This is a genomic window from Halodesulfurarchaeum sp. HSR-GB, assembly GCF_031432215.1.
Classification (GTDB): domain Archaea; phylum Halobacteriota; class Halobacteria; order Halobacteriales; family Halobacteriaceae; genus Halodesulfurarchaeum.
The window spans coordinates 1,555,297-1,581,794 of record NZ_JAVKGN010000001.1 but is presented as its reverse complement, the minus strand read 5'-3'; the positions used below and the strand labels follow the sequence as shown (position 1 = coordinate 1,581,794).

Sequence of the window (26,498 nt, the reverse complement as noted above, 5' to 3'; positions counted from 1 at the left end):
TGCGATTCGATGGGGACGGGGATAAACCTGGGCGATGTGGGCGGCACGCTCTTCTGCCGGGCCCGACTACGATCGATCGTGAACGAGATCGCCGTCTCTCGGGAACTGAACCAGCCCCCGGAGGTGGTGTTCGACACCGTCCGGGACTTCCAGGCCTACCCACGCTATTCGAAGTACCTGCAGTCGGTTTCGGCGACCGCGGAAACGCAGGTGACCGAGTACGCGTTTCAGTTCGGCTGGTGGAAACTCGCCTACGAGACCCAGGCCCGGGTGACCGCGTGTGAGCCACCACACACGATCGACTGGACGATCACGCAGGATCTCGAGGCGGACGGTCGCTGGGTCGTCGAAGAGCGCTCCGACGGGTCACAGCTCCACTTCCAGGTCGCCTACGATCCGGACTCGCTCGGGTCGGATGCCGTCTCGTTGCCGTTTGGCGTCTCTCTGGACTGGGTTCGAGATCGAGCCACGGCGCTGATCGAGTCGGAAGCGAAACGAGTGCTGGATCGGATCGTGGCGGAAGTGGACGGTCGACCGACGCGGGACAAGGTCGAGTAGGATTCAGCGATCGCGTTCGATCACGTAGCGGGTGAACTCTTCCAGTTCGGCCTGCACGTCGGGATCGATATCCACTTCGGCTAGCTGTGAGCGTGCGTCGGCCGCGAGTCGCTGTGCGGTCTCCAGGGCGAACGCCACGCTGTCGGTCTCCTGGAGGATCGAGAGCACGAATTCGATCTCCTCGTCGGTGACCTCATCGGCCGTGAGAATCGACTCCAGGCGGTCCCGGTCGGCCGGGTCGGCTTTTTTGAGCGCGTGAATCACGAGCAGGGTGCGTTTGCCCTCGCGGATGTCGTTTCCGAAAGCCTTGCCGAACTCCCCGGCCTGATCGAGTGAGTGTTTCACGTCGAGTACGTCGTCGCCGATCTGGAAGGCAATCGAGAGGGACTCGGCGTAGGCGGCGAAGGCGTCCTCGACGGCATCGGGACTGTCCGTCACGAGTGCGGCCAGCCGACCCGCAATCCGCCCCAGGCAACCGGTCTTGCAGGCGCTCATCTCCAGGTATTGTGCCTCGGTGATGTCGATCTCACTCTCGTTGTGCCAGACGATGTCCGTGCCCTGGCCCAGATGGGTCCGATTCAGTTCGAAAGTCAACATCTCGTAGATCCCGAGTTGCTGGGACGGATCGAGGTCACCGGGATTCGCCGAGATTACCTTCAGGGGCACGAAGTACAGCGCGTTCCCGGCGTTCAACGCGATGTCGGTTCCATAGCGGAGGTGAATCGCCTCCTCGCCCCGGCGCAACGTTGCATCGTCCTCCACGTCGTCGACGATGATCGTCCCGGTGTGGAGGATTTCGGGGATCGTGGCGTAGGGGAGGTACTGCTCGGGATCCTCGCCGAGTGCGTCCACGAGTTCGAGAAAGAGGACGGGCCGCCAGCGCTTGCCACCCCGATCGAGCAGATCCCAGACTGGTTCGAAGAGGGCCTGCGCGATCGCCTCGGTGTCGTATTCGTATCGCGGTGGCCCGAACAGGTCGGCCAACGTCTCCTCGGTGATCGTCCGTGGCAGGAGCTCTTCGATCTCCCGATCGATCGGCTCCCGCCATTCGGTCAACGCGTCCCGCATGTGTCGGGAGTGACCGGGTGTGACTAAAAAACTTGAGTTCCAGTCACCCGGCGATGCACAACCCTTTTTTGGCCGCCCATAAACTCACGACCATGAGTACCGAAGCCGAACTCCGCGAGGAGTTCATAACGGCCTTCGAGGACGCGGAGTACCCCGTCACCGGACAGATGGACCTCGTGCCGGCCCTCCCGAAGGGTCCCCGGACGAAATTCGAGGCCGGCGGCGTGAGTTTCTCCGTGATGGAGTTGGCGTCCAAACTCGGCTCCCACGCCAACTTCCCCTACGAGGACGTCGAATCACTGGTCGATGACATCATGGACGCGTTGCGCGAAGAAGACGAGATCTAGTTCTCCGGGTCGTTCGCGAGCGGCGGGATCGTCGCTTCGAGGACGGCGATCTCGATCGGCTCGCCCCAGTCGAGTCTCACCGGCTCACCGGCCGGCACGCGCTCGACCGGATCGTCGTCGACGACCAGCGAGACCGGAACCGACTCGCGGACGACCTCGAACTCGATCGGCGGGGCCAACACCCATTGGGGGCGCTCGGTCCGGAAGGGACCGACTGGGACGACTGCCAGGCCATCGAGTTCCGGATCGAGAATCGGGCCGCCCGCGGCCGTTCCATAGCCGGGAGTTCCGGCCGCCGCTGCGGCCACGATTCCATCGGCTCGGACCTGATCGACCACGACATCAGTCTCGACTTTTCGGGTCCGAAACTCCGAGATCCGGGCCGGCTCGGCGGTCACGGCCATCACGTCCATCAGGGCGCGATACGTGTTCTCGCCCAGTGACACCACTATCGTCGGAACGGTCTCGATGGTCGACTCGCCAGCCACCAGGGCCGAAATGGCTGCCGCCAGGTCGGACAGGGGAACGGTCGGCACCCCGGCATCGACGGCGACTGGCACGATTGGCACCTGGACCGCCGCCGTCACGGCCGAGAGCAGGGCCGACTCGCCGACTGTGACGAGGAAATCGCTCTCCGGTGGATCTGCTGTGGAAACCCGCTCGACGTGGTCGACATCGGCTTCACTTGCCGATTCGAGTCCTGTCGGTATGCATTTCTCCGGCCCGACGATCGTCACTCGCACTGATACCGCCCCCTGGCCATCAACGGGGAGTAGCCCCCGACGGGCAAAAGGCTGCGGGGTGCGGCAGCTATTCCAATCGGGAAGAAGGACAGATGTCTTCGAGGACACAGGTCTCACAATCGGGTGAGCGAGCCGTGCAGACGGCCCGGCCGTGGGCGATCAACCAGTGAGTGAACAGCTTCCAGTCTTCCTCGGGCAGGATCTCCTGCAGGTCGGCTTCGATCTTCTCCGGCCGCTCTTCGTCCGTGAGTCCCAGCCGGCGCGAGAGACGCTGTACGTGGGTATCGACCACGATCCCCGCGACGGTGTCGTGGCCGTGTTGTAACACCACGTTTGCGGTCTTTCGCCCGACGCCAGGCAGATCGGTCAGTTCGTCCATCGAGTCCGGCACCGCACCGTCGTGTTCCGCGAGTAGTTGCTCGCCGATGCCAACGAGATACTCGGCCTTGTTGTTCGGGTAGGTACACGAACCGATGATCTCGGCGATGTCCGCCGGATCGGCTGCGGCGTAGTCTGCGGGCGTTCGGTACTGCTCGAACAGCGTCTCGGTGACCTCGTTGACCCGTTCGTCCGGACACTGGGCCGAGAGCACGACCGCGATCAGTAGTTCGAGGCGGTTCTCGAAGTCGAGCGAGATCGTCGCCTCCGGGTAGGCCTCGCGCAGTCGATCGATGACGACAGTTGCCTGTTCGCTTCGAGAGTCCCGCGGGATGCCCATAGGCGAACTTCTCGTGGGTCGCCTTGAGCGATTCGACACGGGCCGTGGATCGCGAGTACTTAGTGCGCGGGCCGGGTAAGGGCCGCTATGGGACTGCGAAGCGTGCTTTCGGGGTCGCCGGTCACGGAACTCACCGAACCGGTCGATCCCAGATTCGAACTCGCGGCACTCTCAGTACAGGACGAGTCACAGCCACTCGTCTTCGAGTCGGTCGCGGGGTATCCGGACCTCTCGGCGGTGACCAACGTCGTCTCCTCCCGCGAGCGAATTGCCGGGGCACTCGATGTGGACCGGGGCGAGATCGTCGACGCGATGACCAGGGCGACGACTGACCCGGAACCGCTGGCTGGAACGACGGCAGCGGCTTTCGAACACGTCGCGACCTCGCCGACCCTCGATGACCACGTCCCGATTCCCACCTACTACGACGAACACGAACGCCAGTATATCGCCTCGGGAATCGTGATCGCGAAGGACCCCGATACCGGGGTGCAGAACCTCTCCTTCCACCGGTTGATGTACGACGGGGAAAACGAGTTCGTCATGCGCCTCGTCGAGCGCCACCTCCATGACATCCGATCTCGAAGCGAGGGGCCACTCGACGTGGCCATCGTCGTCGGGGTCCATCCGGCCGTGGAACTGGCTGCGGCGACCTCGGGCAGCCCCGAGATGGACGAACTCGAAGTCGCCAACGCCCTGCTCGACGGCGACCTGGCCGTCACGGAACTCGACGGACTGACGGTGCCCGCCGAGGCCGAACTGGTGATGACGGCGACGATTCACGACGAGACTCGTGCGGAGGGCCCCTTCGTGGACCTCTCGCGCACCTGGGATACGGTCCGTCAACAGCCGGTCGTCGAGGTTCGGGACCTCTACCTGCGCCCGGATCCGATGATTCGGGTCGTCGTGCCGGGGAAGCGAGAACACGCCCACCTCATGGGGCTCCCCCAGGAGCCGCGGATCAAGCGAATCGTGGAGAACACCGTCCCCACCGTGCAGGAGGTCGTACTGACTCCCGGTGGGTGTTCCTGGCTTCACGGGGTCGTCTCGATCGAGAAGCGCACCGAGGGCGATGCGAAAAACGCCGGACTCGCCGCACTCGCTGCCCATCCCTCGATGAAACGGGTGGTCGTGGTCGACGAGGACATCGACCCGGCCGACCCCGATGCGGTCGAGTGGGCCGTGGCAACGCGGGTCCAGGCCGATCAGGACATCGAAACCGTCGAGAATGCGAAGGGCTCCTCACTCGATCCGTCCCAGGACTTCGAGACGGGGACCCTCACCAAGTGGCTCGTGGACGCGACCGTCCCCTCGAATCGTGATCGTGCCGAATTCACCGAAGCGACGGTTCCGGGCGCGACGGAGATCTCACTCGCGGAGTACCAGTAACGATGCCAATCGATCTCACCACCGACGAACAGGCACTGCTCGAATCAGACAATCCGGCCGTCCGAAAGTCGATGGAGCTGCTCGTGCGCCTCGGAGACATCTACGGCGCCGAGGAGTTCGTCGAGATCGGCTCCGCCCAGGCCTCGGGCATCTCCTACAAGTCGATCGGCGACCCCGGGGTTGAGTTCCTCGAAGGGTTCGCCGCGGAGGGTGCGGAAGTGGAGGTCCAGACGTTCGCCAACCCGGCGGGGATGGACATCGACCGCTGGGAGGAGATGGGTGTCGACCCGGAGTTCGCAAAGCAGCAGCGCCGAATCGTGGGCGCACTTCGTGAGATGGGTGTGACCGTCTCCTTTACCTGTACCCCGTACCTCGCGGGGAACCTTCCCGGGCCGAACGAACACATCGCCTGGGCGGAGTCCTCGGCGGTCTCCTTTGCGAACAGCGTGGTTGGCGCACGCACCAACCGCGAGGGCGGTCCCTCCGCACTCGCGGCGGCGATCACGGGTCGCACCCCGAAGTACGGGTTGCACCTCGCGGAAAACCGTGTCCCAACCCATCGGATCGACGTCGACGTCGAACTGCAGAATCAGGCGGATTTCGCCGCGCTTGGCTCCTGGGCGGGCCGGATCGTGGAGGACGGCCGTCCCTACTTCGCCGGCGTGGATGGGGCGACAACGGACGAACTGAAGGCCCTCGGCGCGGCGATGGCCGCAACCGGAGCGGTGGCGATGCACTTCGTCGGCGGGGTCACCACCGACGAGGAGCCACCGACGGACCTCGAAACCCTGCAGTTCGGCTCGACGGAACTCGACGCCGAGTACGGCGAACTCAACTCGACGGGGGACACCGACCTCATCGTCTTTGGCTGTCCACACGCTTCAGTCGACGAGATCGGGCAGGTGGCCGATCGGCTGGACGGGGAGTCACTCGATCGGGATCTCTGGGTCTGTGCCAGCGGCGCAGTCAAGTCCCAGGCCGACCGGATGGGCTACACGGAGACGATCGAAGACGCCGGCGGGATGGTCCTCAGCGACACCTGTAACGTCGTCGCCCCGATCGAGGAGATGGGCTATGAATCCACGGCCACCGACTCCGCGAAGGCGGCGGCCTACCTCCCGGGATTCGGTGAACAGGACGTGCACTTCGACGACAAACTCTCCCTGCTCGAGGAGGCGATCGAATGAGCGAGACAGTCGAGGGGCGGACGATCGCCGAGGGCGTCGCGGAGGGCGAGGTGCTGGTCTCCCCCGAGCCCATCAGTTTCTACGGTGCAGTCGACACCGACACGGGCGAGTTCATCGAGGCCGACCATCACCTCACCGGTGAGACGATCGCGGGCAAGGTCCTTGTCTTCCCCAAGGGGAAGGGATCGACAGTCGGTTCGTATGTCATCTACGGGTTGGCCCAGGAGGGGACCGGTCCCGCTGCGATCATCAACCACGAGACCGAGACTATCGTGGCGACCGGGGCCATCCTCGGTGAGGTTCCCTGTGTGGACGGAATCGAGGACGCCGTGGAGCGGTTCGAGGACGGCGACCGGGTTCGTGTCGACGCGACCGAGGGGACGGTCACGTTGCTCGCCGATGACTGAACGCGAAACGGTGGTCGTCGGGCTCTCCGGGGCCTCGGGAACGCGACTCGGGGTCGAAACCGTCGAAGCGCTCGCCGAGCACTTCTCGGTGCACGTCGTGGTCACCGAGGGTGCCAGGGCCGTGATGGACCACGAGACGGATTCCCGAGCAGAGACGATGGCGACCCTCGAATCGATGGCAACAGTCCACGATGGCGAGGATCTGAGCGCTCCGATCGCGTCGGGATCGGTCCCCACGGCGGGCATGGTCGTGGTCCCCGCCTCGATGAAGTCGGTCGCGGCCATCGCGAACGGCTACGCCGAGAATCTGCTCGTTCGCGCCGCCGACGTGACCCTCAAGGAGGATCGAACACTCGTGGTGGTGCCGCGGGAATCACCACTCAATGAGGCCCACCTGGAGAACCTGCTCGCGCTCCGTAAGCGCGGCGTGGCCGTCGTGCCGCCAGTGCTCGGCTTTTACTACGACCCACAAAACATCCAGGACGTGATCGACCGGACCGTGGGCACCATTCTCGATCGCTTCGACGTCGAACACGACCGGTACGAGCCCTGGGATCCAGCCTGACAGGTCGGGTTTCGCTTGAAGCAGGGGTGCAGGGATGCGTTGTGTTTATCCGGTGGCCGGTCCCCTTCCACACCATGAAAGCGACCGCCAGGGCCCACCCTATCCAGGGGCTGGTCAAGTATCACGGGTTGCGTGACGCCGAGTTGCGCTACCCGTATCACGACAGCATCAGCGTGGCGACCGCGCCCGCGGAGACCATCACGACGGTGGAGTTCGACCCGGAGCTGGACGAGTCTACGTACGTCGTCGATGGCGAGGAACTCACGGGCGAGGCCGCTGCACGGGTACAACGAGTGCTGGATCGCGTCCGAGCCATCGCTGATGATCCGGCCGTCGAGGTTCCTGTGAAACTGGTGAGCGAGAACTCCATGCCCACGAACGTCGGGTTGGGCTCTTCTTCCTCCGGGTTTGCGGCCGCCGCGATGGCCGCGGTCGAAGCTGCCGGGCTCGATCTCACACGCCCGGAGATCTCGACGATTGCCCGTCGGGGCTCGGCCTCGGCGGCCCGTTCGGTCACTGGCGGCTTTTCGGACCTGCGAGCGGGAACGACCGACGAGGACTGTCGCTCCTCCCGGATCGAGTCGTCACTCGAAGACGATCTGCGGATCGTCGTCGGGATCGTCCCGGCCTACAAGGAGACCGGCTGGGCCCACGAAGAGGCGACCCAGAGCCACCTCTGGCAATCGCGGCTGGCCCACGTCCACGATCAGCTCGCGGCGATGCGGCAGGCGCTTCGCGAGGGCGACTTCGAGACGGCCTTCGAGGTGACCGAGCGGGACACCCTGAGCCTGGCCGCGACGACGATGACCGGCCCGGAGGCCTGGATTTACTGGCAACCCGAGACGCTGGAGATCTTCGAGACAGTCCGGGGACTGCGAGACGAGGGCGTGCCGGTCTACTTCTCCACTGATACCGGCGCGACCGTCTACGTGAACACCCGGGCCGAACACGTCGCCCAAGTCGAGGCGGCCATCGCCGATCTGGGCGTCGAGACCCGTGTCTGGGAGGCCGGCGGGCCAGCGACTGTGCTCCCGGAGACCGAAGCCCTGTTCTGAGCGGTTTTCCAGTACCCCATCACTTACCGTCCAGGGCGTAGATATGGAGGTATGCGAGTCGTCGTGTTCGGCGGCGGGTACGCGGGCATCGTCGCAGTGACGCGGCTCGAACGCCGCCTCCCGGAATCGGCCGAGATCGTGCTCGTGGATCAGCGGCCGACCCATCTCATCAAACACGAGTTGCATCGGGTGATCAGACGGCCCGAGTTCGCGGCAGAACTCCAAATTCCCTTCGCGGACATCCTGAAACGGGCCCAGTTCGACCAGCGAACCATCGCGTCGATCGATTCCGACGCGGGCGCTGTCACCTTCGAGGACGGGGAGCAGATGTCCTACGACGCGGGAATCGTTGCGCTCGGTTCACGGCCGAATTACTACGGACTGGACGGCGTCGAGGAACACAGCGTCCCGATCGCGACGCCGGCGGATGCCACACACATCGCCGATTCGATGGCCGACCTTCTCGAAGCTGAAGCGGGCACGATTGTCGTCGCTGGGGCCGGGTTGGCCGGCGTTCAGGTCGCCGGCGAACTCGCGGCCGTGCGCAACGACGCGGACGCGACCGACATTTCGATCATCCTCGTCGAGCAGGCTTCCGAAATCGTTCCTGGCTCCTCGGGCCGTTTCCAGGAGGCGATTCGGCAGGCGCTCACCGAGCGGAACGTCGAGATCCGGACCGAGACTACCGTCTCGGGCGCGGACGAGTCGGTCGTCGGCCTGGCCGACACACTCGACATTCCCGCAGACCTCTTTGTCTGGACGGGCGGCATCCAGGGCCAGGCACTCTTCGACGGGGATCGACCACGGGTGCGGGCCGATCTCAGGCTGGGTGATCGAACGTTCGGCGCAGGTGACGCGGTGCAGGCAGTCGACGAGGATGGCTCTCTCGTGGAACCGACTGCGCAGGCAGCAGTCGGAATGGCGACGGTGGCGGCCGACAACGCGATTCTCCGGGTCCAGGCCGACGACCAGACCGGGTTTCGGCCGGCCTATCACCGTTACCGCAAGACGGGCGAGAGCCGCATCGTGACGGTTGGTGACACGGCCGTCGCACAGCTCGGGCCGACGGTGGTGACCGGTCCGGCAGCCAGAGCGCTCAAATCCGTCGTCGGGGTCCGGTACCTCTCCGCGGCCGGGGCGATCGAGAACGCCCTGACGGTGTTCCGCAGCGAGTTCGATCTGGCTCATCCCAGAGCGGGGCGAGAACTCGACCGGGATCGCCCCTGACCACCCAGAACGGTCATTGGGAGTCGGTGCATAGGCTCTGTATGGCGACCCCAGAATCCAGTACCGACCGAGAGCTTACTGGGGTGAAAGCGACGCTCGCCCGCGATCGTGAGGGCGATACTGTCGAGTGCACTGCCTGTGCCCATCGATGTGTCCTTTCTCCTGGCCAGCGTGGCGTGTGTCGAGTTCGAGAGAACGTCGATGGGGAACTCAGACTGCTCACCTACGGGCTGGTGTACGACCCCACTCCCGGCCCACCCGGAACGCTCGACCCCATCGAGAAGAAACCGCTCTATCACTTTCATCCCGGGACCGACGTGTTGAGTTTCGGCGGCGCGGCGTGTAACTTCCGTTGTGCGTTCTGTCAGAACCATCATCTGGCCTTTGCGGACCCGGAGACCATCGAACTTCGAGCGGTGAGCCCCGAAGCGGCAGTCGAGAGCGCGCTCGAACAGGGGGCGGCCGGCATCGCCTGGACGTACAACGAACCCACGATCTACGCCGAGTACGTCCGTGACGGCGCCAAAGCGGCCACCGAGGCAGGGTTGTACACCGTGATGGTCTCGAACGGCTATTTCACCGAGGAGTTTCTCGCTGAAGTGGGGCCGTACCTCGACGCGATCAACATCGACGTCAAAGGATTCCGCGAGGGCCCACACCTGGAGTACATGGGCAGCCGACTCCAGCCCACGCTGGATTCGGTCGAACGGGTTCACGAGCAGGGCATTCACACCGAGGTCACCTATCTCGTCATTCCGGGCCTGAACGACGACCCCGAGGAGATCCGGGAATTCGCCGAGTGGGTCGCGGGTATCGATTCGTCGATTCCCGTCCACTTCTCCCGGTTTCACCCCGACTTCGAGATGCAAGACCGCCCGCCCACGCCGATCGAGCGCCTGGAGCAGGCCCACGAGATCGCCGTCGAGTCCGGGCTGGAGTTCGTCTACGTCGGCAACGTCCGGAATCAGCGGTTCAACTCGACTGTCTGTCCGGACTGTGGCCGAACCTGGATCCGCCGGGCGGGGTTTGATTCCACCATCGTCGCCGACCTGGATGGCCAATGTGAGTGCGGCTGGCCGATAGACGTCGAGACCTGATAGGTTCAAAGTGCCGGGTGCCGGAGGTCCAGTATGACCGATTCGACCAGTGACGAAGCGACGGCCAGCGAGTTGCGGACGGCCATCGCCACGGGCGTCCCCGAAATCGCGGCGATGACACCCGGACGAACGGGCAATCTAAGCGCTCGGTCGGGCGACCGGGTGGCGATCACGCCGTCCGGCGTCCCCTACGAGGAGATCCAGCCGGGGTCTGTCCCAGTCCTCTCACTCGACGGTGAGCCCGTCACCGGCGATCTGGCCCCCAGCAGCGAGACCCCGATGCACCTCGGGATTTACCGCTCGCTCGACGTCGGGGCCATCGCGCACGTCCACTCTCCCTGGGCAACCACGCTTGCGGTGCTCGGTGAGGAACTCCCGCCGGTGCACTACATGGTCGCGGCCGCGGGTGGACCTGTTCCCGTTGCCCCGTACGAACCCTTCGGCACAGTCGAACTGGCCGAGGCCGCGGTCTCGACGATGGAGTCGGCGGGAACGACCGCCTGTATCCTCGCGAATCACGGGCTTGTCGCGGGCGGCGAGGATGTTCAGGACGCCATCGAGACAGCCGTTGCGGTGGAGTCGACGGCCCAGGTGTACCTGCAGGCCAAGGCCGTCGGGGACCCGGTCGAGCTGACCCCGACACAGTTCGAAGCCGCGATGGCGCAGTTCGACAGCTACGGGCAACCAGAAGGGGACGACGCCGACTGACCACATTCTTGAGCGCCCACGACATACCCGCAGTCATGCGAACGATCTCCTGGGACGAGGACTGTAACTGCATCGAGATGGTCGATCAGACCAAACTTCCTGGTGAGTTCACGACCTACCAGGCCGAGACAGTCGACGAACTCATCGAGAGCATCCAGATGCTACGCGTCCGGGGGGCCCCTGCCCTGGGAGCAGCGGGGGCCTACGGCGTCGCGCTGGCGACCCGCCAGCACCAACTGAAACAGGCCGAGTCGTTACTCACGGCGGTCAAGGCCGACGCTCAGCGGATCGCGAGTGCCAGGCCGACGGCGGTGAACCTGGAGCGGGGCGTCTCGAAGGCCTTCGACGAGGCCCAGTTGGGGATGACCGTCGAGGAGGTCCGGGAGACGGCCCTTTCGGCGGCCGAGGACCTGGCCGACCGCGACGTGGAGCGGAACAAACAGATCGGCGACGAGGGGGCGAAGCTGCTGGGAGACCAGGACACCGTGATGACTCACTGTAACGCGGGGGCACTGGCCACCGTGGACTGGGGGACGGCCCTGGGTGTGGTCTACTCGGCCCGAGAGGCGGGGAAGGAAATCGACGTGGTCGTGAACGAGACCCGGCCGCTCAACCAGGGCTCCCGTATCTCCACCGTCGAACTGATGGAGCGAGACGTGCCGACCACCCTGATCCCGGACAACGCGAGCGGCCTGCTCATGCAGGAGGGCGAGGTCGACGCGGTCGTGGTCGGGGCTGACCGGGTGGTTTTGGACGGCGGCGACCAGTTCGGCGACCAGGGCGTGGTTTACAACAAGGTCGGGACCTACAAGCAGGCGGTGCTTGCCGACCGTCACGACGTGCCGTTTATCGTCGCGGCACCCACCTCGACCGTCGACGCGAACACCAGCGCCGACCGCGTAAAGATCGAGGAGCGGGACCCGGTCGAACTCCGAGAGATCTACGGCTCGCAGAACGCCCCTGCGGACGTCCCGGTTCGCAACCCGGCTTTCGACGCGACGCCGATGGAACTGGTCGATTACCTGGTAACCGAAGATGGGGCTTTCGAGCCGCCGATCGAACTGAGGGACGTCGCCGAAAACCGCCCACGGCACTGATCACCTTTCGGACCGATCCCGGCAGGTACAAGGCCGCACACATTCGAGAATAGGCCATGCTTGGGAAGGTTTCGCCAGACGACCTGGCGGCCCACGTGTTTCAACGGAAGGGCGCGGATTTAGAGTCGGTGCTCCAGGGGCCAGCCTACGGAGAGGACGCGGCCGCAATCGACGTGCCCGAGGGAACGCTCGTCGTGAGCTCCGACCCGCTCTGGTTCGCCGTCGATCGGGTGGGGACACTGGGTGTCCACGTCGCCTGCAACGACGTCGCCGCCTCTGGCGGGGATCCCACCTGGATGACCAACGTCGTCTTTCTGCCCGCAGATGCCGACGCTGCCACGCTGGAACGTATCACGACCCAGATCGACGAAGCGGCCGAATCTATCGGCGTCGCCGTCGTGGGTGGCCACTCGGAGTACAACCAGCAACTCGATCGGCCGCTGCTCATGATGACCTGCATGGGGATGGGCGACCCCTACGTGCCGACCGGCGGCGCGAGTCCGGGCGACGAACTAATCTTGACCCAAGGGGCCGCCATCGAAGGGACGGCGATCCTCGCCTCGGATTTCGAGTCGGAACTTCGTGAGAAAGGGGTCGATCCGGCACTCATAGCGGATGGAGTGGGTTTCTTCGAGGACATCGGGGTGACCGACGACGCGGCCGTATTACGTTCCTTTGCGACCGGTATGCATGACCCGACCGAGGGTGGGCTTATCGACGCGCTGCTCGAAATGGCGAGTGCTTCCGAGGCCTCGATCGAGGTCGATCCCGACGCCGTCCCGATCCGAGAAGCGACGGCCGTGCTGACCGACGCGATGGGCGTCGACCCGTTCCGGATTTTCGGGTCCGGTGCGCTGCTCGCAACTGTCCCCGCTGCTGAACTCGACGATGCACTCGGGGCCCTGACAGAGGCGGGCATCGAGGCGGCTCACATCGGTTCTGTCGTCGAAGGGACTCCCTCGACGCTGACGCTTGGTGAACGGGTTTTCACTGAGCCGGTCCGGGACGACATGTATCGACTCTGGGAATAACGAGAGTTCTGATCCAAAGGGACTGAAATCGGAAAGAAGTAGCGGGAGGTGGATTTGAACCACCGCTCTCCGGCTCATGAGGCCGGCGGAATCTCCAGGCTATCCCATCCCGCTATCACCTCGTATGGTGGGGGACGGAAAGAGGGTTGTGATTTCCCTCCGTGCGTGACAACACATAACGCCCCGCACAATTGGGCGACGGCAGCCGTTTTTCCCCCAACTAATCTCCCATTTGCGGAGGAAATCCAACACAAACCCGATCGAAAGCACGAACAAACGGACTCGAATTCGGGTTAACAGAGCGAAACCGGCGTTGAGCGTCCTGCGGGTATATGGCCCTGTGTGGCCTCTACCTGACTGTAATGAAACGAGCACTGTCGATCCTTGTCGTCCTGTCGGTGGTCGCCGCAGGCGTCGTGCCGGCGGTGGCCCTGGCCGGATCGGCCAGTCCAGACGCGAATACGGGCCAGGTTCAGACCACGACCGCGGAGCCAATCGCGCCGGGCGCAGTCCTCTCGGGCTCGATCGGTGCACAACAGGCTGAATTGCAAGGCGAAGTCGAGCAACGGGCCTTCGCCTTGCGGATAGCGGCCGGTGACGGAAATGAGACGCGAGCCCGGATGCTCGCGACAGAGCAGCGGGAGCTGGAAAACCGCTCCCAGCATCTCGAACAGCGACTCCAGGAGATGGAGCGGGCCCACCAGAACGGTTCCATCTCGACTGCCCGCTACCAGGGCGAAGTGACTGGGCTGGTCGCCCAGACCCGGACCCTGGAGCAGTACGCGAACCTCACGGAGCGAACGGCCCGGAATATCCCGGCTGCTGTCCTCGAACAACAGGACGTCGACGTCCAGGCACTCGCCCAGATGCAGGAGCATGCCAGATCGATGGCCGGTCCAGAAGTTGCTGCGATGGCCCAGCGGATTGCCGGGCCATCGATGGGTCACTCGTACGGTCCACCCCAGCACGCGCCTGGCGGTCCGTCCCACGGGGACGGAATGAACCGACCGAACGGACCGACAACGACACCCATGATGGGAGCTAACATGACTGACGACCGAACGACTTCGCCAACTGACGTCGCCGGCGGTACGACCACAGACCGCTAATATCCCATGACAACGGACTCACGCTGGGCGAACGCGCACCGAGTCGGAACAATCACCCTCGCGATAACGCTCGTGCTCTCCCTGGGAATCGGGTCGAGCGTGGTCGCCGCCCAGGAAGCCCCCACCGAGCCGTCTGTCGTCGTGGACATCGAAGCCGACGGCACCGGTGACCTGACCCTGGTCCACACGCGAGACCTCACGAGCGACGCGGAAACGCAGGCCTTCGAATCTATTAGCCAGAACGAGACAACCAGGGCAGCGGTCGAAGCGCGATTCGCCGACCGAATGGGGGCCCTGGCCGGATCGATCAGCACCGCTGTCGACAGGGACGTGACGGTGTCCGAGACGAGTATCGACCTCGCGACGACCCAGGACGGTGAGACCGGTGTCATCCGTCTCTCGGCGACCATCGAGGGACTCGCGCTCGTCGATGGGGATCGACTGGTCCTCACCGAACCCTTCGCCAGCGGCTTCTCCGCTGACCGACCGATTGTCGTGCACGTGCCGGCGGACTACACCGTCGAGGAGGCCCAGCCGACGCCGGATGCCCAGGACGGGACGACACTCGAATGGGCCGCTGGGGCTGACGTAACTGATTTCGAACTCGAGCTAACCGCCGACTCGTCGGCGACTGAGACCCCCGGATTTGGTTTCGCCGCGGCGAGCATCGCGCTTCTCGGTGCCGCCCTCCTCGGTTATCGACGTCGCTGATCAGCCACAAACCCTTACGTGGCTCCCTGTCTCGCTTCCAGTATGGACGCGGGCGCAGAGACGACGCAATTCGAGACGGCCGCCGCAGATCACGACCTAGCGGTCACGAGGACACGAGCAGCGAGCTTCGACTCGACCCTCGACGGGATTGTCGAATACCCGGCCGTGGGCGTCTCACTCCCCATCGACGGGGTGTCACTCGCGGAGACCGACGTGGAAACCACGTTGACGCCCCGGAAACTCGACGCCGCCCGAACCGGCGTAACCCCCGTTTCCTTCGGGATCGCAACGCTCGGAACTGTATTCATCGAAGGCAGTGCTGACGGGGCCGAACCGGTGAGTCTGTTTCCCGAACGTCACGTTGCCGTGCTGGCAGCGAGTGACGTGTGTCCGGAGCTGGCCGCAGCCGTCGATCGATTCGGCGAAGAGTTGGCCGCAGGCCCGTCGAGTGGCGTCTTCGCCACTGGGCCGAGTGCGACCGCCGACATGGGCGGACACGTCCAGGGTGTCCACGGGCCAAGTGAGGTCCACGTAATCGTGGTGGCAGACCGATGACGGAGGAATCGAGGCGACAGACGGCTGCTCGCATCAGGGACGTGATGACCACCGATGGGGCGGCCGTCAACGAACAGGTCCGAAACCTCAACGAGAATCGGTACGAGTCCGTCGCGGCGTTTGACGATTACGAGTCCAGCCGGGATCGAGCGCGAAAGATCAAGGAGCGGGCAATCGAGGATCTCCCGACGCTGATCGAGACGGTGACGGAGCACGTGGAGGCAAACGGCGGGCACGTCCACGTCGCGAAAGACGGGGCTGAAGCGAACCGCTACGTTCAGGACGTGCTCGACGAGCAGGCGGGGGAAACGGTAGTCAAATCGAAATCGATGACGACCGAAGAGATCGGGTTGCGGGAACATCTCGCTGATGAGGGTGCGGACGTCTTCGAGACGGACCTGGGGGAGTTCGTGATCCAGCTCGCCGAGGAGTCCCCATCACACATCGTCGGGCCGTCGCTGCACAAATCCCGCGAGGAGATTGCCACGCTCTTCAACGAACAGTTCGATCCGGACTCCCCACTGGAGACCCCCGCCGAACTGACTGCGTTCGCCCGGGAGTATTTGGGTGAACGAATGAAGGAGGCGGATCTGGGCATCACGGGCGCGAATTTCGTGCTCGCCGAGAGTGGTTCGATCGTCCTCGTCACGAACGAGGGCAACGCCCGCAAATCGGCCGTCGTTCCGGACACGCACGTCGCCGTGGCCGGCATCGAGAAGCTCATTCCCTCGATCGAGGAATTACACCCGTTCCTCGAACTCATCGCGCGCTCCGCGACCGGCCAGGACATCGCCCAGTACGTTTCGCTTTTGACACCGCCGGTGAAGACACCGACGCTGGATTTCGACCGTCCGGACCAGCCGATCGACGCGAGCGACGACGACCGGGAGTTCCACCTCGTACTCCTCGATAACGGGCGCACGGCGATGCGCGAGGACCCGCACCTCCGGGAGACGCTCTACTGTATCCGGTGTGGGGCGTGTCTGAACTCCTGTGCGAACTTCCAGCAGGTCGGGGGGCACGCCTTCGGCGGTGACACCTACACCGGTGGGATCGGAACGGGCTGGGTGGCTGGGATCGACGGCCCGGACGCCACGGCGGGGTTCAACGACCTCTGTACGTCCTGCTCGCGGTGTGTGCCGAACTGTCCGGTGAAAATCGACATCCCGTGGATCAACACGGTGGTCCGGGAACGGCGAAATCATGGCAAAACCCCGGACGCAGTCGATCACCTGATCGATCCGCTCGTACCCGATCAGGAGGCCACGGGCCTGGACCGCCAGAAGCGCTTCTTCGGGAACATCGATACCGTCCTGCGGCTGGGATCCTCCCTCGCTCCGGTTTCGAACTGGGCGCTCTCGCTACCGGGCGTGGATCGGCTCCTCGAATCGACCGTCGGAATCGATCGTCGGCGCTCGCTGCCACACCTGGCGACCGAGACGTTCGCTTCTTGGTGGGCGGACCACCAGGAAAACCCCGATTCGGCCGACACGACGGTCCACCTCTTCGTGGACCTCTACACGAACTACCTGTATCCGGAACGGGGAAAGGCAGCGGTTCGACTCCTTCGGGAACTCGATCTATCGGTCGAGGTGACTCCGGTACTGCCCTCCGGCCGGGCCCCGCTCTCACAGGGCATGATCTCAACAGCGACCGAGCAGGCAAACGAGGTCGCCGAGGCCCTCGACTCGTCCATCGCTGCGGAGGAGCCCGTCCTCGTGATCGAGCCGAGTGACCTGGCCCTGTTTCGCTCCGAGTACTCGAAACTCCTCCCGACCGAGACGGCCGCAAAGATCGAGGCCGGAACGGTCGGGATATTGGAGTATGTCACGCCCCTGCTCAAGTCCCAGAGCGAGATTGAATCCGGAGCAAGTGGCGAAATCGTCTTTCACAGCAACTGTCAGCAGCGGACGGCCGGGTTCGAGGAACCAACTGTCGAGGCCCTCGAAGCGCTCGGGTACGACGTTCGAACGACCGATGTAGAGTGCTGTGGGATGGCCGGAAGCTTCGGCTACAAATCCCAGTTCTACGAGCTGAGCATGGCCGTTGGCGGGGACCTGGAACCGCAGGTCACCGACACCGAGGTCCTGGCGAGTGGGACCTCCTGTGTCGCACAGATCGAGTCGCTTGCTGACGGGGACGAGCCGCCGCATCCGGTCGAACTGGTCGAGCAGGCCTGGACGGAGCACACGCGCTAACCGAGGTCGAGTTCGAAGTCCATATATTCACCACAGGCAACACCTCTACACAGAGAATGGTCCATGTAAGTGTAATCGGTTGCGGGCACCTCGGCAGTGCCGTGATCAGGGGGCTGGCACGATCCGGGACACACGAGATCACAGCGTGTGACGTGAGCGAGGCCGCACTCGCCGGCGTGAGCGAGGCGGCCGACCGGACGACCACGGACCTCGCGACGGCTGCCGAGGCCGACGTCGTGGTGCTGGCCGTCAAGCCGGGAACGGTCGGGGCTGTGCTGGACGAGTTGCCGCTATCCTCCGATCAGACCCTGCTCTCCTTCGCGGCCGCGGTGCCAGTCGAGTTCCTCGAATCGCGGACCCAGGCCACGGTCATCCGGGGGATGCCGAACCTGGCCGCCGAAACCGGGACGATGGCCTGTGCGGTCACACCCGAAGCCACTGCTGACGTGGCCGCGCTTCTCGCCGATCTCGGTGAATTCGTCGAGATAGCGGAGGCCCAGATGGACATCGCCACTGCCGTCAACGGGAGCGGCCCGGCCTTTGTCTTCTATCTGATCAAGGCCCTCGCAGCAGCCGGGGTCGAGAGCGGCCTCGACGAAGCTGACGCCCGGGTGCTTGCAGCCCAGACGTTCAAAGGGGCAGCCGAAACCGTTCTCCAGTCCGAGGAAACTCTGGAGTCGCTCATCGACGCGGTCAGCTCCGAGGGTGGCACGACCATCGAGGGCATGGAAGTGCTGTGGGATAGCGACGTAGACACCGTGCTCGGCGACGCCGTCAGGGCTGCCGAGGACCGTTCGATCGAGATTTCGAGGGAATTTCAACATGACTGACCGACCAAGCGCCGAACTGATCGAGGAGACCCGCCGGCTCGCTGCCGAGGCCGACCGCGTGGTGGTCAAAGCAGGGACGAACTCACTGACCGACGAGGAGTCGAATCTCGACGACGAAAAACTCGACAAACTCGTCGATGACATCATGGACCTTCGCGAGCGAGGCAAGGAGGTCATGCTCGTCTCGTCGGGGGCAATCGGGGCCGGCAAGGGCCGGGTCGATCAGCCGGCCGAAACCGTCGAGGACATGCAGGCGGCCTCGACCGTGGGCCAGAGCCACCTCATGCGCCGGTACACCGAGAGCTTCGAGCGCTACGATCAAAAGATCGCCCAGATCCTGCTGACCCAGGAGGACCTGGTCGATACGGAACGATTCTCGAACTTCCGGAACAGCCTGGAGACGCTTTTGGAGTGGGGTGTCGTCCCAATCATCAACGAGAACGACGCCATCGCTATCGAGGAGATCAAGATCGGCGACAACGACATGATTTCGTCCTCGGTGGCAGTCGGGGTCGACGCGGATCTACTGGTCACGCTCACCGACGTCGGCGGCGTGTATACGGGCAATCCAAAGGAGGACCCGGAGGCCGAGAAGATAGAGGCCGTCGGGGAAAACTACGCCGAGGTCCAGCAGATCGTCCAGCACAGTTCGACCGCCGAGTTCGGGGGCATCCGGACGAAGGTTCAGGGGGCCCGGGAGGCCAACGAACACGGCATTCCGGCCATCATCGCCGAGTCGACGGAGCCGGACGTCTTGGAGAAGATCGCGACCGGAGCGGCCGTCGGGACGCTGTTCCTCCCCGTAAACGGCAAGACCGCGGAAACAGTGGGTAAAACCGATGAGTGAGTACGACACCGAAGCCAAGGTCACCGCGGCCGAAAGTGCCGCGCTCGAACTCGCACAGACCTCGAACGACACGCGCAGCGACGGCCTGCGGGCGATTGCCGACGCCATTCTGGAACGCGAGTCCGAGATCCTCGAAGCGAACGAGAAAGACGTCACCGAGGCCGAGGCGATGCTCGAAGCCGGCGAGTACAGCCAGGCACTCGTCGATCGGCTGAAACTCGATTCGACCAAACTGGAGAGCATCGCCGAGATGGTACGCAGCGTCGCCGACCAGACGGATCCGCTTGGAAAGACCCTGACTGCACGCGAACTGGACGAGGACCTCGAACTCTACAAGGTCGCGGTCCCGATCGGCGTCCTCGGGACGGTCTTCGAGTCCCGACCCGACGCGCTGGTGCAGATCGCCGCGCTCAGTCTGAAATCCGGCAACTCCGTCATCCTGAAAGGCGGCAGCGAGGCACTGCACTCGAATCGGGTCCTCTATGACATCATCGAGGAGGTCACCGCGGACATCGCGGATGGCTGGGTCCAACTCATCGAGGCCCACGCCGAGGTCGATGCCGTCCTGGAGATGGACGAACAGATCGACCTCCTGATGCCCCGGGGGAGCACCGAGTTCGTCCAGTACATCCAGGACAACACGAAGATCCCGGTGCTCGGCCACACCGAGGGGATCTGTCACGTCTACGTCGACGACGAGGCGGACCTGGAGATGGCGACCGACATCGCCTTCGACGCGAAGGTCCAGTATCCGGCCGTCTGTAACGCCGTCGAGACGCTGTTGGTCCACGAGCAGGTCGCCGAATCGTTCCTCCCCGAGATGGTCGAGCAGTACGAGTCCGCGGACGTGGAAGTACGGGGAGACGAGCGAACTCGCGAGATCGTGGACGTGAACGCCGCGACCCCGAAGGATTGGGAGACCGAATACGGCGACCTGATCATCTCGGTGAAGGTCGTCGAGGAACTCCCCGAGGCCATCGATCACGTCAACACCTACGGTTCGAAACATACCGAATCCATCGTGACCGAAAACGCGGACAGCGCGGCGAGATTCATGCAGTCCATCGACGCGTCGAGTGTCTTCCACAACGCCTCGACGCGCTTTGCGGATGGCTACCGCTACGGCCTCGGTGCGGAGGTCGGCATCAGCACGGGCAAGATCCACGCTCGTGGTCCCGTGGGGCTGGAGGGGCTCACGACCACGAAGTACTACCTCGAAGGCGACGGCCAACTCGTCGCGACCTACGCTGGCGACAACCCACGGCCGTTCACCCACGAGGAGTTCGACGGCGAGTGGGTTCCCGGACGCCGGTCCCGGAACTGACAGATCGGCACCGGGAATTTTGGTCCGCTGACTCGTTTTCGTGGCCATGAGTGCGCAATCCCTGACTGTGGAGACGACGAACCGGCTCGAAGTCACAGACGTTACCGACCAGGTTCAGGCGGCAGTTCCGGATGGAGCGACCGGGACTGTGACCGTCTTCAGCAACCATACGACCACCGGGATCACGGTCAACGAAGGAGAGGAACGGCTTCTGAACGACTTCGAATCCGCGCTCGATTCACTCGTCCCGGACGGCGGCTGGGAGCACGATCAAATCGATGATAACGCCGATAGCCACATCCGGGCCATGCTGGTCGGCCCGAGCGAAACGATTCCCGTCGCAGATGGCACGTTGCAACTGGGCACCTGGCAGTCCGTCCTCCTGGTAGAATGTGACGGCCCGCGAACTCGCACGATCAAGGTCATCAGCTGCGAGTGACGAGGCCAAGAACAAAGTCAGTCGACTCGAACTGAGCCTATGGCCATGGACCACGTCGAGGCCCTGGAGTGTACTGTCTGTGGGGAAACCTACGACCCGGACGCGCCGATTTACACCTGTCCGAACCACGATGGAGTCACCGGGATCCTCGACGTCGTTTACGACTATGACCTGATCGACGAGCGGTTCGATGCCGACCTCGACGGCCACATCGAGAGCCAGTGGAAGTACGAGGCCTTTCTTCCGGTCGATGAGGACGCCGAGATTGTCACGCTCGGGGAGGGCGGCACCGACCTCTTCGAGGCACCGAATCTGAGCGCCGAACTCGGGGTCGAGACACTAGTCAAAGACGATGGGCGAAATCCCACGGGTTGTCTCAAGGATCGGGCGACGAGCGTGGCAGTGACCAAAGCCGCCCATGCCGACCAAGACGTCCTCACCTGCGCCTCGACGGGGAACGCCGCCGCGTCGCTCGCGGGGTACGCCGCGAGAGCCGGCCTCGACGCCCGGATCTTCGTCCCCGAAGACGCGCCGGCTGGCAAACTCGCCCAGCCACTCGTCTACGGGGCAGACGTACTCGCAGTCGAAGGTTCCTACGATGAGGCCTACGATCTCAGCGTCGCGGCCACCGAGGCCTATGGCTGGTACAACCGGAACGCCGCCATCAATCCGTTCCAGGTCGAAGGCAAACGCACGGTCGGTCACGAACTGGCCGAACAACTCCATGTTCGCGGTGAGATGGCCGACTGGGTCGCGTTCTCGATGGGCGATGGGTGTACCATTGCCGGAGCCTGGAAGGGACTCAAAGAGTTCGCCGATCTGGGTTACGTCGAGGACACGCCGAAGATGCTCGGCGTGCAGGCTGCGGGCGCCCCTGCCATCCACGACGCGTTTCACGACCTGCCCGAGGGCGACCCAGTCGCGGAGACGCTCGCGGACAGCATCGCCGTGGGCCGCCCTCGAAACACGGTGAAAGCCGTTCGTGCGCTCAGGGAGAGTGAGGGCACGGCCGTCCGCGTCTCCGACGAGGAGATCCTCGAGGCCGAAGTGCTCCTTGGGAGCACCGAGGGGATCTACACCGAGCCAGCCGGCGGCACTGCACTGGCGGGGGTCAGGACTGCCATCGAGGAGGGACCCATCGAACCGGACGAAACAGTTGTCGTCGTCTCGACTGGCTTCGGGCTGAAAGACACGGAAAGCGCGAACCGTGCGACCGGCGAGGCCACACGAATCAAACCCAGTATCGAGGAAGTCAACGCCCTGTACAGCGAGTGACGTCGCTCGGTCAAATTCCGCTTTGATCGTCCAAAGACGTATTGACGATTCGGTCTGAATCAGTGCCAATGAATCCCTTCACACGCCGCGAAACGCTCGCGGCGGTGACGACCGGTCTGGTCGCGCTGGCTGGCTGTACGGGGTCCCAGCAGGTCGAAACTGAACCCGATCCAACCGAGGAGTCCGTCGACTTCGAGTTCCAGTCGGCCAGACTGCGTAGTGGCGAACCGATCGTCGAGCCCGAAAAACGACAGGAGACGACGGTTCGACCGCAACGTGCCCGTCACTACTCGGATTATCTCGCGACGGCCGAGGACCTCGAAGCCGTCGACTTCGCCACGAACGAGGCCGCAACACAGCTCCGAGATTACGCCCAGGAGACGAACTTCGAGGGTGAATCACTCTTTCTGTGGACCAGCGGCGTGGAGGAGTGTCACAAGATCGTCCTGCGGCAGGCGACCGTCGACGATGATGGGGGCCCCCACCTAGATTTCTGTCGAACCCCTCGATCTGCAGACGTCGCCTGTTCGAGCGAGCGAACTCACACGGTCGGGTTCGCGGTTCGATTACCGGTCGATGGGCGTGGGGTTTCCGGACACGGGAGCGGGATGAGCAGCCGTTGTCGAGGTCGACCGGACCCAACCATCTTCGACGGCACGGTGACGGTCCAATCGGGTGATGCAGAATGAAAAGTCGGCGTCAGTTCCTCGGCAGCCTGGGACTGGGGGCGGTGACCGGTCTCGCCGGGTGTCTATCTCTCGATGGTGGGTCCGATGATTCAGATTCCGGGATCGAGGCCGAGGATCTGCAGGGGTGGGAGCCCGACACGTTGCCGACCCAGACGGTGCTTCCATTCGACCTGGCGCCCGAATTGCAGGAGACCCATCAAGCTCGTGCGAACGCGCTCGTCGAATCGGTTCCGACCGACCCATCGATCCCCAACGGCCACATCGCCCAGCAAATCATCACAGACAGGGAGCATGTTCGCACCCAGCTGGAGACGGAACCGGATGGCCCACCACTACAAGCCCTTCACAGCAGGCAACGAACTCGGACCAGTGCGGCCGAACTGTACGGTGCCTATCGGGCGGCCACTGGCAACGACGACGGTGGGGCGGTCTCGCGCCGTCGCCGGGAGAGCCGCGAAGCGTGGTCCTCAGTTTCTACCGCGATCGAATACGAGGCGAGCACGCCCGTCGAAGCGGTGCTCGTCTACGCCCCGATCGAACGTCGACTCGAACAGGCCCGCCACGAGAGCGAACCACAGGAGGCGTATCCCGATCGACCGCTGTCGAACGTCGAACAGGCCGGAAACGCGTTCGAAGCCGTCGAAACGGCCATCGCTACGGTCGAATCGGCCCGCGGAATCCGGAATCAGTACCTCGAAACCCGACCGAACGCCTCGCCACAGTGGAACCGGCTGCTTCGCAGCCTCAGGGACCTCGAAATCTCAGTGAGTCGAACCCAAAGCGAGCGTGTCGACCTCCCCGAGAACCCGTCGATGGACGAGTTCGAAGGGATCGAACTATCCGGAATTCAACGCGAGTTGCTACACAGCGCGGATCGGGAACTCAGATACGGGGACGACCCGATTCGCGACCGACGGGTAAACGGACAACCCGCGACCGCCATTCTGCAGGCCGGTCGGACGCTGGCTGCAATCGCTGCCTACGAGGCGGTCGCCGAAGGAATTCGTGATGGGGCGATACCAGACGCCTCGACCGAGACGTCCGTCAAAACGGCCGCGGAGAGGGCGGTTTCAGCTATCGAATCCCTGCTGGAGGACGACCATTCGCGGCTTCGTTTCGCGGTCGCGAGACCTGCCCGGAGCGCCTACGAATCTGGCGTTCGGCGGCTGGATGACGGCTATTACGACGTCGAGGAGATCGAAGCCCAGTTCAGGTATGCGACGGTGTCAGCTTACGCCGTGGCCGAAGCCGTCCCATTCGTCGTGTCGACTCTGGAGGAGTGACAATCAATAACACAAAAACGGAGAACGAACGAGGAAATCGCTGCCCCAATCTCTGTTCGCTATCAGGCGACCGAGGCCTGCCGCTCTTCGCGTGCGCGTTCTTCGGGGGACTTCAGTCGATAGAGGCGGAGTTTCCCGTGTGAGTAGATGATCTCCTCGATCAGGTTACACTCCTTGAGCGTCTCGGTCGCGTCTCTGACAGCCAGAAACGGCAGGTGGGTGCGTTCGATAAGCTCGTCTTGGGTCATGAAGGGCTGTTCTTCTAACTGTTCGTAGACGATCTCGGTGTGGGGCGCGAACTCCTGGGCACAGTCGGGTCGTTCCATATCTATTCACAGGTGACTACAGGGGGTAAACCCGTTGGCCAACTGATTGGGTACGGTCAAAAGCAGTCTAGACTCCCGTTAATCGACGTATTCTATGACCCGAGCCATTCCTGCTTCGAGGTGATAGAGGTTGTGACAGTGGAACAGCCAGTCACCAGGATTGTCGGCCACGAAGTCGAATGTCTCCTGGCCCATGTGGCCGGGGACGACGACGGTGTCTTTGACTGCATCACCCACCTGGAAGAAGTGCCCGTGGAGATGCATCGGATGGGGGACCGGGCTTTGATTGGTCATCCGGACCCGCACGTGTTCGCCGGACCGAATTTGAAGCGGATCCGCCTCCGGGTAGGCCTGGCCGTCGATCAACCACTGGCCGGATGGACCGCCGGGCGAGAGCGACAGGTCGAACGTCCGATCCGGATTGCCACTGACCCCGGAAAGCGGCGAGCGGGCCCGGAGATCGCCGTAGGAAAGCAGGTTATTGCTTTGGGACGGCCCAACTGGCGAACTCGGCTCGACGCCCTCGTACGTGATCGCTGCTCGTGCCGGCGGTTCGGATCCATTGAGGGGCGTGGCACGAATCTCCCAGGTTCCCGGATTCGTCGCTTCAAGGATCGTGTCGTATCGCTCGCCGGAGCCGAATTGAAAGCCGTCGACGGTGACTGGGTCGACGGGCCGTCCATCGGCATGTGATACCGTCATCGGGTGGCCTCCCAGTTGCACCTGAAAGAGTGTCGCGCTGCTCGCGTTGATAAAGCGAAGGCGCACACGCTCTCCCTCGCGAACGTCGAATACTGCTGGATCGGCGGCCGATCGCCCGTTGACCAGCAACCCGGCATAGGGTGGTCGTTGGGTGCCCATCATCCCCCCGGAGCCAAACGAGTCTTCGCCGAAGAGCGGTTGGGGTTCGCGAGTCAGGTAGTCATCGAGGACGATCGTGTATTCCCGGTCGTATTCGACGTGCGGGTCAGACTCCTCGATGATGAGTGGCCCGAAGAGTCCCCGGTCGAGTTGGAGGCCGACGTGGCTATGATAGAAGTACGTCCCTGGTGGCTCCGCCCGGAATTTGTAGGTGAACGAATCACCCGCTGCAACTGGCTGTTGTGTGACGTGTGGAACGCCGTCCATCTCGTTGGCCACGGGGACGCCGTGCCAGTGGATCGTCGTCTCCGCTGGTAGTTCGTTTTGCAATTCGAAAGCGACCACGTCGCCCGCTTTCGCCCGGAGTTCCGGGCCCGGAAACTGGTCGTTGTAGACCCAGGTTTCTGAGGTGAGGTCGCCACCCGGCTGAACCGTTCCACTCGCTGCACGAACGGTGGCCTCGTGATCTGCCGGCTCTGCAGGCGGCGTTTTGGAGGTGATTGAAGGCGTCTCTCCCTCCTGGGATGGCCCATCGAGGCTCGCACAACCCGCGAGTGCCCCAAGCCCCGCTGCACCGAGTGTCTGGAGGAGTCGCCGGCGTGTGTTCGAGGGAGGTTCAGTCATGGTGCCCCACCACTGGGAAAGACATCGATACTGCGTCGTCGACAGCGTTCCCTTCCGTCGGCGCCAAGCAATGCTGGGTTCTCATTCGTTGTCGAGACGGGTGCCTCGAATATACGTGGTGTGCCCGCAGAACCCGGATTCGAAGCGGAAAACAAGCCGGTGAAGGGATTTGAACCCTTGACCTAATCCTTACGAAGGATTCGCTCTACCAGTCTGAGCTACACCGGCGC

At 63.8% G+C, this 26,498-nt stretch carries 28 protein-coding genes and 2 tRNA genes; 23 read left to right on the top strand and 7 right to left on the bottom strand.

Translation table 11 applies throughout. The features are described 5' to 3' along the window. The first annotated feature begins 9 nt into the window (after window positions 1–9). Complete coding sequence (locus RH831_RS08355) at window positions 10–558, top strand: SRPBCC family protein (RefSeq protein WP_310553748.1); 549 nt, start codon at window positions 10–12, stop codon at window positions 556–558. Between the two features lie 3 nt (window positions 559–561). On the opposite strand, the gene RH831_RS08350 is transcribed toward RH831_RS08355, so the two are convergent. Further along, window positions 562–1,626 (bottom strand): polyprenyl synthetase family protein, encoded by a 1,065-nt coding sequence (locus tag RH831_RS08350; protein ID WP_310553747.1) that lies wholly within the window; start codon window positions 1,624–1,626, stop codon window positions 562–564. A 92-nt stretch (window positions 1,627–1,718) separates the two neighbouring features. Here RH831_RS08350 and RH831_RS08345 point away from each other — a divergent pair, with 92 nt between their 5' ends. Further along, window positions 1,719–1,973 carry an MTH865 family protein gene (locus RH831_RS08345; RefSeq protein WP_310553746.1) on the top strand — a complete coding sequence of 85 codons (255 nt, stop codon included), beginning with the start codon at window positions 1,719–1,721 and terminating at the stop codon, window positions 1,971–1,973. Here RH831_RS08345 and RH831_RS08340 read toward each other — a convergent pair. Next, entirely contained in the window at window positions 1,970–2,710 is a 741-nt protein-coding gene (locus tag RH831_RS08340) for an ATP-NAD kinase (RefSeq protein ID WP_310553745.1), read from the bottom strand. The genes RH831_RS08345 and RH831_RS08340 overlap by 4 nt on opposite strands. A 73-nt stretch (window positions 2,711–2,783) precedes the next feature. Then, a complete protein-coding gene (gene nth / locus RH831_RS08335; RefSeq protein WP_310553744.1) occupies window positions 2,784–3,434 on the bottom strand; it encodes an endonuclease III in 651 nt (216 codons plus the stop codon). 87 nt (window positions 3,435–3,521) lie between these two features. Between nth and RH831_RS08330 the strand changes: the two genes are divergently transcribed. The 10 genes from RH831_RS08330 to RH831_RS08285 all read left to right on the top strand — a co-directional run bounded on the left by RH831_RS08330 (window position 3,522) and on the right by RH831_RS08285 (window position 13,197). After that, window positions 3,522–4,823: a UbiD family decarboxylase gene (locus RH831_RS08330; protein ID WP_310553743.1), complete on the top strand. Its 1,302-nt coding sequence runs from the start codon at window positions 3,522–3,524 to the stop codon at window positions 4,821–4,823. 2 nt (window positions 4,824–4,825) lie between these two features. Beyond that, entirely contained in the window at window positions 4,826–6,010 is a 1,185-nt protein-coding gene (locus RH831_RS08325) for an aconitase X catalytic domain-containing protein (protein WP_310553742.1), read from the top strand. Then, window positions 6,007–6,417, top strand: coding sequence for a DUF126 domain-containing protein (locus tag RH831_RS08320; RefSeq protein ID WP_071933044.1), 411 nt, complete (start codon window positions 6,007–6,009; stop codon window positions 6,415–6,417). Before RH831_RS08325 ends, RH831_RS08320 begins: the two co-directional genes overlap by 4 nt. Next, complete coding sequence (locus RH831_RS08315; RefSeq protein ID WP_310553741.1) at window positions 6,410–6,982, top strand: UbiX family flavin prenyltransferase; 573 nt, start codon at window positions 6,410–6,412, stop codon at window positions 6,980–6,982. Before RH831_RS08320 ends, RH831_RS08315 begins: the two co-directional genes overlap by 8 nt. 74 nt (window positions 6,983–7,056) lie before the next feature. Then, on the top strand, window positions 7,057–8,037 hold the full coding sequence (gene mvaD, locus RH831_RS08310; RefSeq protein WP_310553740.1) for a phosphomevalonate decarboxylase MvaD: 981 nt from the start codon (window positions 7,057–7,059) through the stop codon (window positions 8,035–8,037). A gap of 51 nt (window positions 8,038–8,088) precedes the next feature. After that, window positions 8,089–9,264: an FAD-dependent oxidoreductase gene (locus RH831_RS08305; RefSeq protein ID WP_310553739.1), complete on the top strand. Its 1,176-nt coding sequence runs from the start codon at window positions 8,089–8,091 to the stop codon at window positions 9,262–9,264. A 41-nt stretch (window positions 9,265–9,305) separates the two neighbouring features. Beyond that, window positions 9,306–10,361 carry an AmmeMemoRadiSam system radical SAM enzyme gene (gene amrS / locus RH831_RS08300; RefSeq protein ID WP_310553738.1) on the top strand — a complete coding sequence of 352 codons (1,056 nt, stop codon included), beginning with the start codon at window positions 9,306–9,308 and terminating at the stop codon, window positions 10,359–10,361. 33 nt (window positions 10,362–10,394) lie between these two features. Further along, window positions 10,395–11,069: a class II aldolase/adducin family protein gene (locus tag RH831_RS08295; RefSeq protein ID WP_310553737.1), complete on the top strand. Its 675-nt coding sequence runs from the start codon at window positions 10,395–10,397 to the stop codon at window positions 11,067–11,069. Window positions 11,070–11,104: 35 nt separating this feature from the next. Next, window positions 11,105–12,166 carry an S-methyl-5-thioribose-1-phosphate isomerase gene (gene mtnA / locus RH831_RS08290; RefSeq protein ID WP_310553736.1) on the top strand — a complete coding sequence of 354 codons (1,062 nt, stop codon included), beginning with the start codon at window positions 11,105–11,107 and terminating at the stop codon, window positions 12,164–12,166. Window positions 12,167–12,222: 56 nt separating this feature from the next. Then, window positions 12,223–13,197, top strand: coding sequence for an AIR synthase family protein (locus RH831_RS08285; protein ID WP_310553735.1), 975 nt, complete (start codon window positions 12,223–12,225; stop codon window positions 13,195–13,197). A 39-nt stretch (window positions 13,198–13,236) separates the two neighbouring features. Here the strand turns inward: RH831_RS08285 and RH831_RS08280 are convergent. Next, window positions 13,237–13,311, bottom strand: a tRNA-Met gene (locus tag RH831_RS08280). A 248-nt stretch (window positions 13,312–13,559) separates the two neighbouring features. Between RH831_RS08280 and RH831_RS08275 the strand changes: the two genes are divergently transcribed. The 11 genes from RH831_RS08275 to RH831_RS08225 all read left to right on the top strand — a co-directional run bounded on the left by RH831_RS08275 (window position 13,560) and on the right by RH831_RS08225 (window position 24,457). Then, on the top strand, window positions 13,560–14,306 hold the full coding sequence (locus tag RH831_RS08275) for a hypothetical protein (RefSeq protein WP_310553734.1): 747 nt from the start codon (window positions 13,560–13,562) through the stop codon (window positions 14,304–14,306). 6 nt (window positions 14,307–14,312) lie between these two features. Next, a complete protein-coding gene (locus tag RH831_RS08270; protein ID WP_310553733.1) occupies window positions 14,313–15,017 on the top strand; it encodes a PGF-CTERM sorting domain-containing protein in 705 nt (234 codons plus the stop codon). A 42-nt stretch (window positions 15,018–15,059) separates the two neighbouring features. Beyond that, window positions 15,060–15,572, top strand: a complete 513-nt coding sequence (locus RH831_RS08265) for an LUD domain-containing protein (protein ID WP_310553732.1) — start codon at window positions 15,060–15,062, stop codon at window positions 15,570–15,572. After that, window positions 15,569–17,770, top strand: coding sequence for an LUD domain-containing protein (locus RH831_RS08260; RefSeq protein WP_310553731.1), 2,202 nt, complete (start codon window positions 15,569–15,571; stop codon window positions 17,768–17,770). Before RH831_RS08265 ends, RH831_RS08260 begins: the two co-directional genes overlap by 4 nt. A gap of 56 nt (window positions 17,771–17,826) precedes the next feature. Then, a complete protein-coding gene (gene proC / locus RH831_RS08255) occupies window positions 17,827–18,600 on the top strand; it encodes a pyrroline-5-carboxylate reductase (protein ID WP_310553730.1) in 774 nt (257 codons plus the stop codon). Beyond that, on the top strand, window positions 18,593–19,447 hold the full coding sequence (gene proB / locus RH831_RS08250; protein WP_310553729.1) for a glutamate 5-kinase: 855 nt from the start codon (window positions 18,593–18,595) through the stop codon (window positions 19,445–19,447). Before proC ends, proB begins: the two co-directional genes overlap by 8 nt. Then, window positions 19,440–20,771, top strand: coding sequence for a glutamate-5-semialdehyde dehydrogenase (locus tag RH831_RS08245; protein WP_310553728.1), 1,332 nt, complete (start codon window positions 19,440–19,442; stop codon window positions 20,769–20,771). The genes proB and RH831_RS08245 overlap by 8 nt, the downstream gene beginning before the upstream one ends. Window positions 20,772–20,817: 46 nt before the next feature. Next, window positions 20,818–21,210: a secondary thiamine-phosphate synthase enzyme YjbQ gene (locus RH831_RS08240; RefSeq protein WP_310553727.1), complete on the top strand. Its 393-nt coding sequence runs from the start codon at window positions 20,818–20,820 to the stop codon at window positions 21,208–21,210. A gap of 39 nt (window positions 21,211–21,249) precedes the next feature. Beyond that, the gene (gene thrC, locus RH831_RS08235; protein WP_310553726.1) at window positions 21,250–22,485 is read left to right on the top strand and encodes a threonine synthase; all 1,236 of its coding nucleotides are present in this window, start codon (window positions 21,250–21,252) and stop codon (window positions 22,483–22,485) included. A 68-nt stretch (window positions 22,486–22,553) separates the two neighbouring features. Then, window positions 22,554–23,174 (top strand): hypothetical protein, encoded by a 621-nt coding sequence (locus tag RH831_RS08230; RefSeq protein ID WP_310553725.1) that lies wholly within the window; start codon window positions 22,554–22,556, stop codon window positions 23,172–23,174. Beyond that, on the top strand, window positions 23,171–24,457 hold the full coding sequence (locus RH831_RS08225) for a hypothetical protein (RefSeq protein WP_310553724.1): 1,287 nt from the start codon (window positions 23,171–23,173) through the stop codon (window positions 24,455–24,457). Before RH831_RS08230 ends, RH831_RS08225 begins: the two co-directional genes overlap by 4 nt. A 62-nt stretch (window positions 24,458–24,519) precedes the next feature. On the opposite strand, the gene RH831_RS08220 is transcribed toward RH831_RS08225, so the two are convergent. From RH831_RS08220 to RH831_RS08210, 3 genes are all read right to left on the bottom strand, one after another. Beyond that, a complete protein-coding gene (locus tag RH831_RS08220) occupies window positions 24,520–24,783 on the bottom strand; it encodes a hypothetical protein (RefSeq protein ID WP_310553723.1) in 264 nt (87 codons plus the stop codon). A gap of 78 nt (window positions 24,784–24,861) precedes the next feature. Further along, complete coding sequence (locus tag RH831_RS08215; protein WP_310553722.1) at window positions 24,862–26,268, bottom strand: multicopper oxidase family protein; 1,407 nt, start codon at window positions 26,266–26,268, stop codon at window positions 24,862–24,864. A gap of 154 nt (window positions 26,269–26,422) precedes the next feature. Continuing rightward, window positions 26,423–26,496: transfer RNA gene (locus RH831_RS08210), tRNA-Thr, on the bottom strand. Window positions 26,497–26,498: the final 2 nt, after the last annotated feature.

What these genes read in the sequence shown, in the direction of transcription:
- RH831_RS08355 (WP_310553748.1), top strand. Translation starts at nt 10, where the DNA reads ATGGGGACGGGGATAAACCTGGGCGATGTGGGCGGCACGCTCTTCTGC.
- RH831_RS08350 (WP_310553747.1), bottom strand. Translation starts at nt 1,626, where the DNA reads ATGCGGGACGCGTTGACCGAATGGCGGGAGCCGATCGATCGGGAGATC.
- RH831_RS08345 (WP_310553746.1), top strand. Translation starts at nt 1,719, where the DNA reads ATGAGTACCGAAGCCGAACTCCGCGAGGAGTTCATAACGGCCTTCGAG.
- nth (WP_310553744.1), bottom strand. Translation starts at nt 3,434, where the DNA reads ATGGGCATCCCGCGGGACTCTCGAAGCGAACAGGCAACTGTCGTCATC.
- RH831_RS08330 (WP_310553743.1), top strand. Translation starts at nt 3,522, where the DNA reads ATGGGACTGCGAAGCGTGCTTTCGGGGTCGCCGGTCACGGAACTCACC.
- RH831_RS08325 (WP_310553742.1), top strand. Translation starts at nt 4,826, where the DNA reads ATGCCAATCGATCTCACCACCGACGAACAGGCACTGCTCGAATCAGAC.
- RH831_RS08320 (WP_071933044.1), top strand. Translation starts at nt 6,007, where the DNA reads ATGAGCGAGACAGTCGAGGGGCGGACGATCGCCGAGGGCGTCGCGGAG.
- RH831_RS08315 (WP_310553741.1), top strand. Translation starts at nt 6,410, where the DNA reads ATGACTGAACGCGAAACGGTGGTCGTCGGGCTCTCCGGGGCCTCGGGA.
- mvaD (WP_310553740.1), top strand. Translation starts at nt 7,057, where the DNA reads ATGAAAGCGACCGCCAGGGCCCACCCTATCCAGGGGCTGGTCAAGTAT.
- RH831_RS08305 (WP_310553739.1), top strand. Translation starts at nt 8,089, where the DNA reads ATGCGAGTCGTCGTGTTCGGCGGCGGGTACGCGGGCATCGTCGCAGTG.
- amrS (WP_310553738.1), top strand. Translation starts at nt 9,306, where the DNA reads ATGGCGACCCCAGAATCCAGTACCGACCGAGAGCTTACTGGGGTGAAA.
- RH831_RS08295 (WP_310553737.1), top strand. Translation starts at nt 10,395, where the DNA reads ATGACCGATTCGACCAGTGACGAAGCGACGGCCAGCGAGTTGCGGACG.
- mtnA (WP_310553736.1), top strand. Translation starts at nt 11,105, where the DNA reads ATGCGAACGATCTCCTGGGACGAGGACTGTAACTGCATCGAGATGGTC.
- RH831_RS08285 (WP_310553735.1), top strand. Translation starts at nt 12,223, where the DNA reads ATGCTTGGGAAGGTTTCGCCAGACGACCTGGCGGCCCACGTGTTTCAA.
- RH831_RS08275 (WP_310553734.1), top strand. Translation starts at nt 13,560, where the DNA reads ATGAAACGAGCACTGTCGATCCTTGTCGTCCTGTCGGTGGTCGCCGCA.
- RH831_RS08270 (WP_310553733.1), top strand. Translation starts at nt 14,313, where the DNA reads ATGACAACGGACTCACGCTGGGCGAACGCGCACCGAGTCGGAACAATC.
- RH831_RS08265 (WP_310553732.1), top strand. Translation starts at nt 15,060, where the DNA reads ATGGACGCGGGCGCAGAGACGACGCAATTCGAGACGGCCGCCGCAGAT.
- RH831_RS08260 (WP_310553731.1), top strand. Translation starts at nt 15,569, where the DNA reads ATGACGGAGGAATCGAGGCGACAGACGGCTGCTCGCATCAGGGACGTG.
- proC (WP_310553730.1), top strand. Translation starts at nt 17,827, where the DNA reads ATGGTCCATGTAAGTGTAATCGGTTGCGGGCACCTCGGCAGTGCCGTG.
- proB (WP_310553729.1), top strand. Translation starts at nt 18,593, where the DNA reads ATGACTGACCGACCAAGCGCCGAACTGATCGAGGAGACCCGCCGGCTC.
- RH831_RS08245 (WP_310553728.1), top strand. Translation starts at nt 19,440, where the DNA reads ATGAGTGAGTACGACACCGAAGCCAAGGTCACCGCGGCCGAAAGTGCC.
- RH831_RS08240 (WP_310553727.1), top strand. Translation starts at nt 20,818, where the DNA reads ATGAGTGCGCAATCCCTGACTGTGGAGACGACGAACCGGCTCGAAGTC.
- thrC (WP_310553726.1), top strand. Translation starts at nt 21,250, where the DNA reads ATGGCCATGGACCACGTCGAGGCCCTGGAGTGTACTGTCTGTGGGGAA.
- RH831_RS08230 (WP_310553725.1), top strand. Translation starts at nt 22,554, where the DNA reads ATGAATCCCTTCACACGCCGCGAAACGCTCGCGGCGGTGACGACCGGT.
- RH831_RS08225 (WP_310553724.1), top strand. Translation starts at nt 23,171, where the DNA reads ATGAAAAGTCGGCGTCAGTTCCTCGGCAGCCTGGGACTGGGGGCGGTG.
- RH831_RS08220 (WP_310553723.1), bottom strand. Translation starts at nt 24,783, where the DNA reads ATGGAACGACCCGACTGTGCCCAGGAGTTCGCGCCCCACACCGAGATC.
- RH831_RS08215 (WP_310553722.1), bottom strand. Translation starts at nt 26,268, where the DNA reads ATGACTGAACCTCCCTCGAACACACGCCGGCGACTCCTCCAGACACTC.